This window comes from Streptomyces sp. NPDC036764 (genome assembly GCF_055609385.1).
Genome location: NZ_JBVJPT010000001.1, coordinates 147,481 through 160,598 on the forward strand (window position 1 = coordinate 147,481; position 13,118 = coordinate 160,598).

Annotated in this window: 14 protein-coding genes; 9 read left to right on the forward strand and 5 right to left on the reverse strand. The window is 70.3% G+C overall.

All coding sequences use genetic code 11. The annotated features are described in order from the left end of the window. Positions 1-136: 136 nt before the first annotated feature. The 3 genes from sepH to ACZ69Q_RS00615 all read right to left on the reverse strand — a co-directional run bounded on the left by sepH (position 137) and on the right by ACZ69Q_RS00615 (position 4,153). A complete protein-coding gene (sepH, locus tag ACZ69Q_RS00605; RefSeq protein WP_471033901.1) occupies positions 137-1,174 on the reverse strand; it encodes a septation protein SepH in 1,038 nt (345 codons plus the stop codon). A 461-nt stretch (positions 1,175-1,635) separates the two neighbouring features. Next, a complete protein-coding gene (locus ACZ69Q_RS00610; protein ID WP_471033902.1) occupies positions 1,636-2,955 on the reverse strand; it encodes a D-arabinono-1,4-lactone oxidase in 1,320 nt (439 codons plus the stop codon). Continuing rightward, on the reverse strand, positions 2,915-4,153 hold the full coding sequence (locus tag ACZ69Q_RS00615) for an MFS transporter (RefSeq protein ID WP_471033903.1): 1,239 nt from the start codon (positions 4,151-4,153) through the stop codon (positions 2,915-2,917). The genes ACZ69Q_RS00610 and ACZ69Q_RS00615 overlap by 41 nt, the downstream gene beginning before the upstream one ends. 186 nt (positions 4,154-4,339) lie before the next feature. Here ACZ69Q_RS00615 and ACZ69Q_RS00620 point away from each other — a divergent pair, with 186 nt between their 5' ends. Beyond that, positions 4,340-5,467, forward strand: a complete 1,128-nt coding sequence (locus tag ACZ69Q_RS00620; RefSeq protein WP_471033904.1) for a ferrochelatase — start codon at positions 4,340-4,342, stop codon at positions 5,465-5,467. 8 nt (positions 5,468-5,475) lie between these two features. Then, positions 5,476-6,291 (forward strand): inositol monophosphatase family protein, encoded by an 816-nt coding sequence (locus ACZ69Q_RS00625; RefSeq protein WP_471033907.1) that lies wholly within the window; start codon positions 5,476-5,478, stop codon positions 6,289-6,291. 71 nt (positions 6,292-6,362) lie between these two features. Here the strand turns inward: ACZ69Q_RS00625 and ACZ69Q_RS00630 are convergent, their stop codons facing one another. Further along, positions 6,363-6,536 carry a hypothetical protein gene (locus ACZ69Q_RS00630; protein WP_471033909.1) on the reverse strand — a complete coding sequence of 58 codons (174 nt, stop codon included), beginning with the start codon at positions 6,534-6,536 and terminating at the stop codon, positions 6,363-6,365. A 419-nt stretch (positions 6,537-6,955) separates the two neighbouring features. On the opposite strand from ACZ69Q_RS00630, the gene ACZ69Q_RS00635 reads away from it, so the two are divergent. The 4 genes from ACZ69Q_RS00635 to ACZ69Q_RS00650 all read left to right on the forward strand — a co-directional run bounded on the left by ACZ69Q_RS00635 (position 6,956) and on the right by ACZ69Q_RS00650 (position 10,505). Then, complete coding sequence (locus ACZ69Q_RS00635; protein ID WP_007385219.1) at positions 6,956-7,609, forward strand: response regulator transcription factor; 654 nt, start codon at positions 6,956-6,958, stop codon at positions 7,607-7,609. A gap of 6 nt (positions 7,610-7,615) precedes the next feature. Continuing rightward, entirely contained in the window at positions 7,616-8,866 is a 1,251-nt protein-coding gene (locus ACZ69Q_RS00640) for a sensor histidine kinase (protein WP_471033912.1), read from the forward strand. A 405-nt stretch (positions 8,867-9,271) separates the two neighbouring features. After that, complete coding sequence (locus tag ACZ69Q_RS00645; RefSeq protein ID WP_005481602.1) at positions 9,272-9,568, forward strand: DUF4193 domain-containing protein; 297 nt, start codon at positions 9,272-9,274, stop codon at positions 9,566-9,568. A 13-nt stretch (positions 9,569-9,581) separates the two neighbouring features. Beyond that, positions 9,582-10,505 carry a hypothetical protein gene (locus tag ACZ69Q_RS00650; RefSeq protein WP_471033915.1) on the forward strand — a complete coding sequence of 308 codons (924 nt, stop codon included), beginning with the start codon at positions 9,582-9,584 and terminating at the stop codon, positions 10,503-10,505. An 82-nt stretch (positions 10,506-10,587) separates the two neighbouring features. Here the strand turns inward: ACZ69Q_RS00650 and ACZ69Q_RS00655 are convergent, their stop codons facing one another. Next, entirely contained in the window at positions 10,588-11,049 is a 462-nt protein-coding gene (locus tag ACZ69Q_RS00655) for a DUF3093 domain-containing protein (RefSeq protein WP_471033920.1), read from the reverse strand. A 57-nt stretch (positions 11,050-11,106) separates the two neighbouring features. Between ACZ69Q_RS00655 and ACZ69Q_RS00660 the strand changes: the two genes are divergently transcribed. The 3 genes from ACZ69Q_RS00660 to ACZ69Q_RS00670 are packed head-to-tail and all read left to right on the forward strand — an operon-like array spanning position 11,107 to position 13,008. Then, entirely contained in the window at positions 11,107-11,691 is a 585-nt protein-coding gene (locus ACZ69Q_RS00660) for a PaaI family thioesterase (RefSeq protein ID WP_471033923.1), read from the forward strand. Further along, positions 11,688-12,248: a dUTP diphosphatase gene (dut, locus tag ACZ69Q_RS00665; protein WP_471033926.1), complete on the forward strand. Its 561-nt coding sequence runs from the start codon at positions 11,688-11,690 to the stop codon at positions 12,246-12,248. Before ACZ69Q_RS00660 ends, dut begins: the two co-directional genes overlap by 4 nt. Before the next feature lies 1 nt (position 12,249). Continuing rightward, on the forward strand, positions 12,250-13,008 hold the full coding sequence (locus ACZ69Q_RS00670) for a DUF3710 domain-containing protein (protein ID WP_269640139.1): 759 nt from the start codon (positions 12,250-12,252) through the stop codon (positions 13,006-13,008). Positions 13,009-13,118: the final 110 nt, after the last annotated feature.

Sequence of the window (13,118 nt, forward strand, 5' to 3'; positions counted from 1 at the left end):
CGTCCGGGTCCCCCCCCCGGGCGCCATCGGGCCCGGTGACTGCGCCCCCCCGCACAGCCGGAGGGCCGCGTTGCTCGCAACGCGGCCCTCTCCTTCGTATGGCCGCACGGGCAGCCGTACGACCGGCTGTTACCGGCTACTCCTGCTTCTTGCGGCGCGTGCCGAACACGATCTCGTCCCAGCTCGGCACCGCGGCCCGGCGGCCCGGGCGGACGCCGTCCGCCTCGGCCTGGCGGTCCGTGGCGCCGATGAGACGATCACGGTGACTGCCGACGGAACGGGGCATGAGGACGTCCGCGTAGGCGGAACCGGCCGACGCGGCCGGAGCGGGCGGCTCCTCCGCGGCCGGCTCGGCCGCGGGCTCCTCCACCTCGGGCTCCGCAGGCCGCTCGGGAACCACCATGTCGCCGCGGAAGCTCGGCACCGCCTCCAGCAGGCTGGTCAGCGAGTCCCTCTCCTCCGCGGTCTCCTCGACCGGTTCGGAGGCCTGGGCGGGCAGGCTCGGCCGCGCGGTGTCGAGGGCACGGTCCATCGAACGCTCGCGCGGAAGCCGGGCGATACGCGGCACGAACGGGAAGCTCGGCTCCGGTGCGGCGAGGTCGTCGGACTCGCCGATCAGCGAGCGCGCCTCCTCGTCGACGGCCTGGACGAGCCGCCGGGGCGGGTCGTAGGTCCAGCTCGCCGAGTGCGGTTCGCCTGCCACCAGGTAGACCAGCAGAACTTCCCAGGTGCCGTCGTCGCGGCGCCACGAGTCCCACTGCGCGGTGTCCTTGTCGGCGCCGCGCAGCAGCAGCCGCTCCTGGACGGCCTCGCCGAGCTGCGGACCGGCGGCGTTCTCGCCGGGCCGGCGGACGGGAGTCTTGCGGGCTCGTTCGGCCATGAAGGCGCGCTCGGCGAGCACGGGGCCCTCGAAGCGCCGCACGCGGTCGACGGGGATGCCGGCGAGCTGGGCCACCTCTTCCGCGGTGGCACCGGCGCGTATACGCGCCTGGATGTCACGGGGGCGCAGATGGCTCTCGACCTCGATCTCGATCTGGCCGAGGCGGGGCCGGTCGCCGCGCACGGCAGCGCGCAGGCGTTCGTCGATCGGAAGGGTGTACTCCGTTGCGTCGGCAGCCTTGAGCACCAGCCGTGTGCCGTCATTTGAGACGGCCACGACACGCAGTTCGGGCATGGGGACCTCCCGGGTGGTGCCTGCCGACGTCACGTGCGTCGCTGCTTCCGCTAGTCGAGTGTGGCCTGCCCGGGTGCAGCCTGCCACAACCTTGCCGAGTTGCCCGGCGTGTCGGGCCAGGGCCCTGGATCGCCGTTATGGCACGGTTACCTATTCGCAACGCTAAGTGACCAACTCCGTCACCCTGTGCAACTAGCCCCCTCCCGGCGGTCCTTGTAGGCCACGGATGCCCAGGCGGGAGACCGGACCCAGGGCTCGCCACAGTACTCCATTTGGGCCACGTGCGTGGATTGGCACGCCGCCCAACTTCTGGCAATGGGCGTGACTCGGCCGTGGGTTGGGCGGTTTTCGACCTTGAACGTGGCGTACTTCACGCAAATGTCAGAAACGGAACTAATGCTTTCGACCGTACGTGCCCCGGTCGCGCAGTTGGCCGAGCGGCCGAACTCGCGGACCGGGCGCTACGCCCCCAACACCCTGCGCAAGTAGTCGTTCTGGAACAGCCGGTCGGGGTCGAGGCGGTCCCGCAGCGCGGTGAACTCCTCGAAGCGCGGGTAGACCCCGGCGAGATACTCGGCGTCGCGCGTGTGCACCTTGCCCCAGTGCGGGCGCCCCTCGTGCGCCGTGAAGATGCGTTCGGCCGCGGTGAAGTACCGCTGGAACGGCGTGCCCTTGACCATGTGGACGGCGATGTACGCGCTGTCGCGCCCCGAGGCGGTGGACAGGGTGATGTCGTCGGCCGGGGCGGTGCGCACCTCGACGGGGAAGCTGATCCGCAGGCCGGAGCGCTCGACCATGGCCTTGAGTTCGAGCAGTGTCTCCACGACGGCCTCGCGCGGGACGGCGTACTCCATCTCCACGAAGCGCACCCGGCGCGGTGATGTGAAGACCTTGTAGGGGATGTCCGTGTAGGTCCGGGCGGAGAGTGCCTTGCTGGAGACCCGGGCGATCGTCGGGATGGTGGCGGGCGCCGCACGGCCGACCCACTGGGCCACCTGGAAGACGCCGTTGGAGAGCAGCTCGTCCTCGAACCAGCCCGCGAGCCGCCCCACCGGCTTCTCCGGGCCCGCGCTGCGGTTGTTGCGCTTGGTGTTGGTGCTGCCGGTGTGCGGGAACCAGTAGAACTCGAAGTGCTCGTTCTCGGTCCACAGTTCGTCGAACTCCGCCAGGACGCGCGCGAACGGCATCGGCTCCTCGCGCGCGGTCAGCAGGAAGACCGGCTCCACGGCGAAGGTGATCGCGGTGACGATGCCCAGGGCGCCGAGGCCGATGCGGGCGGCGGCGAAGACCTCCGGGTTCTCCTTCTCGGAGCAGGTGAGCACCGAGCCGTCGGCGGTGACCAGTTCCAGGGCCTTGATCTGGGCGGCGATCGAACCCGAGTCGCGGCCCGTGCCGTGCGTGCCGGTGCCGGTGGCGCCGGAGACCGTCTGCTCCATGATGTCGCCCATGTTCGCGAGCGACAGGCCCTCGCGCGCCAGGGCCATGTTGAGGCGCTTGAGCGGGGTGCCGGCCTCGACCGTGACCGTCCCGGCCTCGCGGTCGATGTGACGTATGCCGGTCAGCAACTGAGGGCGGACCAGCACACCGTCGGTTGCGGCTATGGACGTGAAGGAGTGCCCGCTGCCGACCGCCTTCACCTTCAGGCCGTCCTCGGCGGCCCGGCGTATCGCCGCGGTCAGCTCCTGGACGGACGCCGGAGTGACCTCCCGCGCGGGGCGGGTGACGACATTGCCGCCCCAGTTACGCCACGTGCCGTTCTTCCCGCTCGCTGTGCTGCTCAACGGTGTCCTCCCGACGCGGAGCCGGCCTGCTGAGCCGGCGGTACCCCAGGAAACCGACCGCGACCGCGACGGCCCCGGACACCGCCGGAACCCCGTACCCGGCGTCCGCGCCGGCCGCGTCGATCACCCAGCCGGCCATGGAGGAGCCGAGCGCGACCCCGACCGCGAGCCCGGTGCTCACCCAGGTCATGCCCTCGGTCAGTTGCGCGCGTGGTACGTGCTCTTCGATCAGGGACATGGTGGTGATCATCGTGGGAGCGACGGCCATGCCCGAGACGAACAGCGCCACAGCCAGAAACGGCAAGTTTCCGACCAGTAGGAGGGGGATCATACTCACGGCCATCGCGCATATGCCCAGCAACCAACGACGTTCTGGCGCCCCCTTGAAGCGCAGCAACCCGAAGACGAGGCCCGCCCCGCAGGAGCCCGCCGCGTACAGCGCGAGGACCACGCTCGCGGCGCTCTTGTGCCCCTGCTCGTCCGCGAAGGCCACGGTGACCACGTCGACGGCGCCGAAGATCGCTCCGGTCGCCACGAAGGTGGCCACCAGCACCTGGAGCCCGGGGGCGCGCAGGGCGGAGCTGCCCCCCTGCTTCTCGCGCGGATGCGGCGCGGGCTCGGTGGAGCGCTGCGCGGTCAGCCAGAAGACACCGGCCGCCAGGAAGCAGCCGGCGAGCAGCGGCCCGGCCTCCGGGAACCACGCCGTGGACAGCCCGATGGAGATGATCGGCCCGAAGATGAAGCACACCTCGTCGATCACGGACTCGAAGGAGTACGCGGTGTGCAGTTGGGGCGTCCCCCGGTACAGCGCGGCCCAGCGGGCGCGGATCATCGCCCCCACGCTCGGCACGCAGCCGATGCCGACGCAGGCCACGAACAGCACCCAGTCCGGCCATCCGTAGTGCGCCGCGAACAGCAGCAGGGCGCCCGCCGCGAGCGAGATCAGCGTCGCCGGGCGCAGCACCCGGGCCTGCCCGTACTGGTCCACCATGCGCGAGACCTGAGGGCCCGCCACCGCCGCGGCGAGGGCGATCGTGGCCGACAGGGCGCCGGCCAGGCCGTACCGCCCGGTGAGCTGCGACACCATGGTCACCACGCCGATACCCATCATCGACAGCGGCATCCGGCCGAGGAGACCCGCGGCGGAGAAGGCCCTGGTGCCGGGGGCATCGAACAAGGCGCGGTAGGGGCTGGGCACGGGGGTCTCCGGTCAGGCGGAAGCGAGCGTGGACGAGTTGGGCTCTGGAGCGCGCGGTAAGGCGTGTCGCCAGCCGAGACAGCTTACGAGTTAGGTGACCCTAACGCACCCGTCCGGACGAACGGGGAACCCGGGTCGACACCCCGCCGTTTCCCGGCTGTCAGTACCGGATGACAGGATCGACCCATGCCAGAAGCGCGCGATGCCAGCCCCTACGACGCCTTGCTCCTGCTCTCCTTCGGCGGCCCCGAGGGCCCGGACGACGTGATCCCGTTCCTGGAGAACGTCACCCGTGGGCGGGGCATCCCCACCGAACGCCTGAAGGAAGTCGGCGAGCACTACTTCCAGTTCGGCGGCGTCAGCCCCATCAACGACCAGAACCGCGCCCTGCTGGACGCCCTGCGCAAGGACTTCGCCGAGCACGGTCTGGATCTGCCGATCTACTGGGGCAACCGCAACTGGGCGCCGTACCTGACGGACACGCTGCGTGAGATGGTCACCGACGGCCACCGCCGCATCCTGGTCCTCGCCACCAGCGCCTACGCCTCCTACTCGGGCTGCCGTCAGTACCGCGAGAACCTCGCCGACTCGCTGGCCGCGCTGGAGGCCGAGGGCCTCGAACTTCCCGAGATCGACAAGCTGCGGCACTACTTCAACCACCCCGGCTTCCTGGAGCCGATGATCGACGGCGTGCTGCACTCCCTGGCCGACCTCCCCGAGGACGTCCGGAGCGGAGCGCACATCGCGTTCTCCACCCACTCCATCCCGACCGCCGCGGCCGACAGCTCCGGCCGCGTCGAGGACCACGGAGACGGCGGCGCGTACGTGGCCGAGCATCTGGACGTGGCCCGGCTGATCGCCGACGCCGTGCGCGAACGCACGGGCGTCGACCACCCCTGGCAGCTCGTCTACCAGTCCCGCTCCGGCGCTCCGCACATCCCCTGGCTGGAGCCCGACATCTGCGACCACCTGGAAGAGCGGCACGCGGCCGGCGTCCCGGCGGTCGTGATCGCCCCCATCGGCTTCGTCTCCGACCACATGGAGGTCCTCTACGACCTCGACACGGAGGCCAAGGCCAAGGCCGAGGAGCTGGGCCTGCCGATGCGCCGCTCGGCCACCGTCGGCGACGACCCGCGGTTCGCCGCCGCGGTCCGCGACCTCGTCCTGGAGCGCGCCGCCGTGGAGCGCGCGGAGGAGGTCACGCCGTGCGCCCTCGGTGCGCTCGGCGCGAGCCACAACCTCTGCCCGGTCGGCTGCTGCCCGTCCCGCGCCCCCAGGCCCGCCGCAGCCGGCGCCGACAGCCCCTACGCATGAGGAGCCCCGTGACCGACGCCCTGCCCACGGAACTGCTCACCCTGGCCCAGGAGGCGGCCCGCCGCGCCGGTGCACTCCTGCGCGACGGCCGCCCGGCCGACCTCGCGGTCGCCGCGACCAAGTCCAGCCCGATCGACGTGGTCACCGAGATGGACATCGCGGCGGAGAAGCTGATCACGAACCTGATCTCCGAGCACCGCCCCGACGACGGCTTCCTCGGCGAGGAGGGCGCCTCCTCCGAGGGCACGAGCGGCATCCGCTGGGTGATCGACCCCCTCGACGGCACGGTCAACTACCTCTACGGACTGCCGACCTGGTCCGTCTCCATCGCCGCCGAGCAGGACGGCGAGACCGTGGTGGGCGTGGTGGCGGCCCCCATGCGCGGCGAGACCTACCACGCGGTGCGGGGCGACGGCGCCTGGGCGACCGGCCCCTGGGACGGCGAGCGCAGGCTGACCTGCCGCCCGACGGCCCCCCTCGACCAAGCCCTGGTCTCGACCGGCTTCAACTACGTCACCGAGGTCCGCACCCACCAGGCCGACGTCGCCCGGCAACTGATCCCCCTGCTGCGCGACATCCGCCGCGGCGGCTCGGCCGCGATCGACCTGTGCGACCTGGCGGCGGGCCGCCTGGACGGCTACTACGAGCGGGGCCTCAACGCCTGGGACTTCGCCGCCGGCGACCTCATCGCCCGTGAAGCGGGCGCCCTGACCGGCGGCCGCCCCGGAGAACGCCCCTCCCGCGACCTGACGGTCGCAGCGACACCGGGAGTCTTCGAGCCCCTCCAGCGCCTGCTGGAGGACTTGGGCGCCTGGCACGACTGACCCGCCACGCACGAAAAGAGCGACCCCCGGCGCTGGATTCGCCGGGGGTCGCCGTTGTACCGAAAAGCCGATCAGACGCTAGACGCGCTGACTTCCACACCATGCTCGGCGGCGAGGCGGCGCAGGTCGTCGAGCTCGCCCTGCTCCACCTCGACGAGGAAGTCGTCGCCCTCGTCACGAGCCCGCGTCAGGTCGGACTCGGTCGTCTTTATGCGCTGCAGAAGTCCTGCGGTGAATGCGTCCATGCTGCGCCCCCTCGTCCTGGGTCGTGGGTCGATGGCACGGGGGTGTGCCGTTCGGAAGGGGCGATCACGTCTCCTGTAGGTGCCCAGCGCTGCCCGTGCCGGGCGGCGACCGTGCCGGACACCCACACCCGCTCTGCGGAAAGCGGATTCTCTCGTACCGCATGGTGGTGCGGCACAAGCAGAGCGTGATCGCGGGGTGTACATGCCGTCCTCCCCGCGGTCCCTCCCACGGAAACCTCAACCGGAAGAGAAAATCTCGCATTCCCGGGCCTCACACCTGTCCCGCATGCTCCGCTCACCCGTCTTACCGCCGACTTATGGCCGAAAAGGGCAGGATGGAGGCCAAGACACCCGAACGAACACCCCTGCCCGCGTGCGAGACAACCGCCAAGCGGGTGGACACAGGAAGGACAAGCGACGTGCGCGTACTCGTCGTCGAGGACGAGCAACTGCTCGCCGATGCGGTGGCCACCGGACTGCGCCGGGAGGCCATGGCCGTCGACGTCGTGTACGACGGTGCGGCAGCCCTGGAGCGCATCGGCGTCAACGACTACGACGTGGTCGTCCTCGACCGCGACCTCCCGCTGGTGCACGGCGACGACGTCTGCCGCAAGATCGTCGAACTCGGCATGCCCACCCGCGTGCTGATGCTCACGGCCTCCGGCGATGTCAGCGACCGCGTCGAGGGACTGGAGATCGGCGCCGACGACTACCTTCCCAAGCCCTTCGCCTTCAGCGAGCTGACGGCACGCGTGCGTGCGCTCGGCCGCCGTACCAGCGTGCCGCTGCCGCCCGTCCTGGAGCGCGCCGGCATCAAGCTGGACCCCAACCGCCGCGAGGTGTTCCGCGACGGCAAGGAGGTGCAGCTCGCGCCGAAGGAGTTCGCCGTGCTGGAGGTGCTGATGCGCAGCGAGGGCGCGGTCGTCTCCGCCGAGCAGCTCCTGGAGAAGGCCTGGGACGAGAACACCGACCCGTTCACGAACGTGGTGCGGGTGACCGTCATGACGCTGCGCCGCAAGCTGGGCGAACCGCCGGTCATCGTGACCGTCCCGGGTTCCGGCTACCGGATCTGATCCGCCGTGGCCGCCACCCCTGCGCCTCCCCAGGCGCCCCCGAAACCCACCTGGGACCCCCGCAGGTCGGAGCCGCCCTTCCCGTGGCTGCGCCCGACGATCCGGATAAGGCTCACGCTGCTGTACGGCGGCATGTTCCTGATCGCCGGCATCCTGCTGCTGTCGATCATCTACCTGCTGGCCGCGCAGGCGATCAACACGGGCAACGAGCCGCTGTTCAAGATCGTGGGCGGCGCCGAGCTCAAGGTCACCAGCGACAACTGCCCGGCCATCAACAACGCCACCAACCTCACCTATCCGCAGTTCAACGAGGCGGTCAGCGCCTGCATCGACGATCAGCGCCGGGTCGCCCTCGACGATCTGCTCAGCCGGTCCCTGCTCGCCCTGCTGGGCCTCGCGATCATCGCCTTCGCCTTCGGATACGCGATGGCCGGCCGCGTGCTGTCGCCGCTGGGCCGGATCACCCGCACCGCCCGCGCGGTGGCGGGTTCGGACCTGTCCCGCCGTATCGAGCTGGACGGCCCGGACGACGAGCTGAAGGAGCTGGCCGACACCTTCGACGAGATGCTGGAGCGGCTGCAACGGGCCTTCACCGCCCAGCAGCGCTTCGTCGGCAACGCCTCGCACGAACTGCGCACCCCGCTGGCGATCAACCGCACACTGCTCGAGGTGCACCTCTCCGACCCGAACGCGCCGGTGGAGCTCCAGCAGCTCGGCAAGACGCTGCTGGCCACCAACGAGCGCAGTGAGCAGCTCGTGGAGGGCCTGCTGCTGCTCGCCCGCAGCGACAACCAGATCGTCGAGCGCAAGCCGGTCGACCTCGCCGAGGTCGCCGAGCAGGCCGTCGACCAGGTGCACGCCGAGGCGGAGGCCAAGGGCGTGGTGATCCGCGGCGAGCAGAAGCCCGCGGTGGTCCAGGGCAACGGCGTCCTGCTGGAGCGCATCGCCCTGAACCTGGTGCAGAACGCCGTCCGGTACAACATCCCGGAGGATGGCTGGGTCGAGGTCACGACCGAGGTCCAGCACGGGCAGGCGGTCCTGGTCGTGTCGAACACCGGGCCGGTGGTGCCGGCGTACGAGGTGGACAACCTCTTCGAGCCGTTCAGACGGCTGCGGACGGAGCGGACGGGCAGCGACAAGGGCGTGGGCCTGGGCCTGTCGATCGTGCGGTCCGTGGTGCGGGCCCACGGCGGCCATATCTCGGCGCAGCCGCGTGAGGGAGGCGGGCTCGTGATGCGAGTGACCCTTCCGGTCTGAGACCATGTGCGCCGACACACGCCGCTGGCATGGGGATGTTCGCTTTGCGCGGAATTTTCTGGGCGCTCGGTGAGCGGAACCGTGTGTGATCGATCACAAGGGCGAATTTCCGGCCATCTACTCTCCGTGATCATGCAACCTGTCGGAAAGCCGGGAAAATCCGGGTTTTCGGGGGTCTTGATCACGGGAAGTACACGGTGAGACGCCTTTGAACTGCGGCATTGGGACCGTGTACGGTCCGCTTCGCCATCCAAGCCGATCACTCTTGAGGAGTTCGGTTGGGTGTCGATTGAGTAACAGACCTTGATGTGAGGCAAAATCTCCGCCTCGGGTCGGGCACAAGTCCGGCCTCTCACGCGTTACGTGCGCTGGAGACACCGCAGACACCCAGAGGGGGAGAGCGACATGGCAACGGATTACGACACCCCGCGCAAGACCGACGACGACGTCGACTCGGACAGCCTTGAAGAGCTGAAGGCCAGGCGGAACGACAAGTCGACTTCCGCGGTGGATGTCGACGAGTTCGAGGCTGCCGAAGGCCTGGAGCTGCCCGGCGCGGACCTCTCGAATGAGGAGCTGGCCGTCCGGGTGCTGCCCAAGCAGCAGGACGAGTTCACCTGCATGAGCTGCTTCCTGGTGCACCACCGCAGCCAACTGGCCCGCGAGAAGAACGGTCAGCCGATCTGCCGCGACTGCGACTGAGGTCGGGTCGGGCATGACTGGCTCGACCCCTCCTCGGAAGCGCCGCTTCCGCAAGCAGGAAGCGGACCAACGGCCGTCCGACGGCCATTACGGCGCGCGTGACGACGAGCGGGGCTCATCCGACAAGGGAGCCTCGCTCGAACCGATGTCCGGGGCCGACCTCCCGGCGTCGGCCGATTTTCACGCGCCCGTCGCCCGGCGGAGGGTCGCGGTCATCCGGGAAAAGGCCAGGGAAGGCGTCCGCAGGGGCGGCAGCCGCGCCAGAGCGGCGCTCGGGTACCTGACCGACCGGATCATCGAGATCGCCCCGCGGATCCCCGTACGTGACCTCGAGACGCTGCGGCGGCACTTCCCGGGTCTCGGGCCCGAGCAGATCGCCGACAAGCTGGTGGCGGGCGCGGCCAACGCGAGCTCGACGGTCGGAGCAGGCGTGGGCGCGGCGGCGATGCTGCCGGTGCCGCCCGCGATGCCGACCGAGCTGGCCGCCGAGATCACCGGCGTGGCCGCGATCGAACTGAAGATGATCGCCGAACTGCACGAGGTGTACGGATTGCGCCCGCCCGGCAATCTGCGGGAGCGCAGCACCGCGTACCTGTCCTCGTGGACCGAGGAACGCGGCATCGACCCGGTCAAACCCTCGACCGTCAACGCCGCACTCGGCGGGCAGATGAAGCGTGAACTGCGTCAGCAGATCATGAAGCGCATGGTGCGCAATCTGCCGAACCTCATGCCCTTCCTGGTGGGCGCCGCCGTGGGCGCGGCCATGAACCGGCGGGACACCAAGAAACTCGCGGCGCGCATCCGCGCGGACCTGCGCAAGATCCAGGTGCCGTGGGAGGAGTTGGAGCAGCTACCGCCGCTGGAGAAGCCGGCCGAGCCGCTGCCGATGGGCGACACCGAGCAAAGCCACTGGCGCAAGGAGCTCGGGGACGGCTGAGGCCCGGGAGAGCCCCGAGACGAAGATTTTGCTACGGAGAGAACAAAGCTTGACCAGGCCGATGACGGCCCGATCTGGTGTGCTAGGCCGCGGCCTTCGCCGACCTGATCGCCTCCGCCAGCCGCTCCGGCTCACGCGTCGACAGGTACAGGTACGGGGTCGGGTCCTCGGGGTCGACGACCTCCACGCGCAACGCCGTCGGGATGTAGGCGCGCAGCAGCAGGAAGGCCCGGGTGTCGGCCTTGTAGGTGCGCCAGGCCCGCGCCTCCTCCACGTCCATGACATGCGCCTCGCCCAGCACCCGAACCGGGAGCTTCGCCTCACCCGCGATCAGCGAGTCGCCCACCACGCGGATGCGGATGGAGCCGTACGAACTCGCCACGACCGCCGCCGCGGCGGTGCCGCCCGCCAGGCCCGCGAGCATGGGAAGCGTGCCGAACGGCAGAAGGATGAGGGCCAGCGAGAGTCCGACCAGGAACGAGACCAGCCACCACGACCGGGGGGCGGTGAGACGTTCTTCGTACGGGGTGGCGGAGAGCTGCATGAGCCAAGCTTGGCACGGTGTCCGACTGCCGCCGACGCGCGGGTAAGGTCTGCGGCTGTGAGAGGTACTTCAGCAGCTCTTAAGCCTCCGGCCGACGCCGTGAAACCCGTGCGGCATCCGGACGCTCCCGCGCCCGGTGAGCTTCTCGGCGCGCACTACGGCGAGTGTTTCGGCTGTGGCGGCGAGCAGCCCCACGGGCTGCATCTGGAGGCGCGGGCCGGGGACGGCGTGAGCATCACCGCCGAGTTCACCGTGCAGGCCGCCCACCAGGGTGCGCCCGGGCTCGCGCACGGCGGTGTCCTCGCCACCGCCCTCGACGAGACCCTCGGCTCTCTCAACTGGCTGCTGCGGACGATCGCCGTGACCGGGCGGCTGGAGAGCGACTTCGTGCGGCCGGTTCCGGTCGGCACCGTGCTGCACCTCCAGGCCGAGGTGACGGCGGTCGCGGGCCGCAAGATCTACTCCACCGCCACCGGACGGATCGGCGGCCCCGACGGGCCCGTCGCCGTCCGCGCCGACGCCCTCTTCGTCGAGGTGAAGGTCGACCACTTCATCGACAACGGCCGCCCGGAGGAGATCCGGGCCGCCATGAACGACCCGGACCAGGTGCGGCGGGCCCGCGCCTTCGAGGTGAACCCGTGAGCCGTGACCCCCTGAGTGTGCTGATCCGGCGCGTCGATCCGGACGTACCGCTTCCGACGTATGCGCACCCCGGCGACGCGGGAGCCGATCTGCGCACCACCGAGAGCCGGGAACTGAAGCCCGGGGAGCGGGCCGTCCTGCCCACCGGGGTGTCGATCGCCCTCCCCGAGGGGTACGCGGCCTTCGTGCACCCGCGCTCAGGTCTCGCCGCCCGCCTCGGTGTCGCCCTCGTGAATGCCCCGGGGACGGTTGATGCCGGGTACCGTGGGGAGATCAAGGTGATCGTGGTGAATCTCGACCCGCATGAGACCGTGCGGTTCGAGCGCTTCGACCGGATTGCCCAACTGGTCGTCCAGCAGGTCGAGAGGGTTCGCTTCCAGGAGGTGGCGGAGCTTCCCGATTCGGCACGGGCCGAGGGGGGCTTCGGGTCCACCGGCGGCCATGCCGCGGTGGGCACTGCAAGCGGCACAAGCGATATAAGCGATGAGGCCGCCGATGGCGGCGCAACGGGTGGGAATCGATACGCTTCGGTCGTATCCGACCGGGAAGGACAGTGACGTGTTCGGACGTCGCAACAAGAAGGGTGCCGCCGAGGACGCGGCCGGCGAGCCCGAGCAGGTCGTCGACATCGACTCTGAGGCGGACGACGACGGCACGCGTGAGCGTGTGCGGCTCGAACCGGAACCGCGGCCCGACGGGCCCTGGGACAGCTCCGAGGTCCGTGACCCCGCCGAGGGCCGGGTGGACCTGGGCGGCATGTTCGTGCCGGGCGTGGACGGCATGGAACTGCGCGTGGAGGTCGCGGGCGACGCGATCGTCGCGGCGACGGTCGTGCTGCGCGACAGCGCCATCCAGCTCCAGGCCTTCGCCGCCCCCAAGCGCGAGGGAATCTGGGGCGAGGTGCGCGAGGAGATCGGCTCCGGCATCACCCAGCAGGGTGGCATCATCGACGAGGTCGAGGGCTCGCTCGGCTGGGAGCTGCGGGCCCAGGTGCCGGTGCAACTGCCGGACGGCACGGGCGGTTTCCAGGTCGTGCGATTCGTCGGTGTGGACGGACCGCGCTGGTTCCTGCGCGGTGTGATCTCGGGCCAGGGCGCCGTGCAGCCGCAGGCGGCCGGCCTGCTCGAGCAGATCTTCCGGGACACGGTCGTGGTCCGCGGCGAGGGTCCGATGGCCCCGCGCGACCCGATCGTCCTGCAACTGCCCAACGACGCCCAGATGGTTCCCGAGGGCGTGCAGCAGGAGGAGGCGGGATCCCGCTTCTCCGGTGGCATGGGCCAGCTCCAGCGCGGGCCGGAGATCACCGAGGTGCGCTGAGCATCGTAAAGACACCAGGGCCGTACCCCGTCCGGGGTACGGCCCTTTCTCGTGCGTGAACCCTTGACGGCCTATTGGTCCGTACCTATCGTCTGCGGCCATCGCGAGTG

Bases quoted from the DNA above. Each gene is read 5' to 3' on its own strand.
- ACZ69Q_RS00630 (WP_471033909.1), bottom strand. From the start codon at position 6,536: ATGGACGCATTCACCGCAGGACTTCTGCAGCGCATAAAGACGACCGAG.
- sepH (WP_471033901.1), bottom strand. From the start codon at position 1,174: ATGCCCGAACTGCGTGTCGTGGCCGTCTCAAATGACGGCACACGGCTG.
- ACZ69Q_RS00620 (WP_471033904.1), top strand. From the start codon at position 4,340: ATGCCAGAAGCGCGCGATGCCAGCCCCTACGACGCCTTGCTCCTGCTC.
- ACZ69Q_RS00650 (WP_471033915.1), top strand. From the start codon at position 9,582: ATGACTGGCTCGACCCCTCCTCGGAAGCGCCGCTTCCGCAAGCAGGAA.
- ACZ69Q_RS00645 (WP_005481602.1), top strand. From the start codon at position 9,272: ATGGCAACGGATTACGACACCCCGCGCAAGACCGACGACGACGTCGAC.
- ACZ69Q_RS00655 (WP_471033920.1), bottom strand. From the start codon at position 11,049: ATGCAGCTCTCCGCCACCCCGTACGAAGAACGTCTCACCGCCCCCCGG.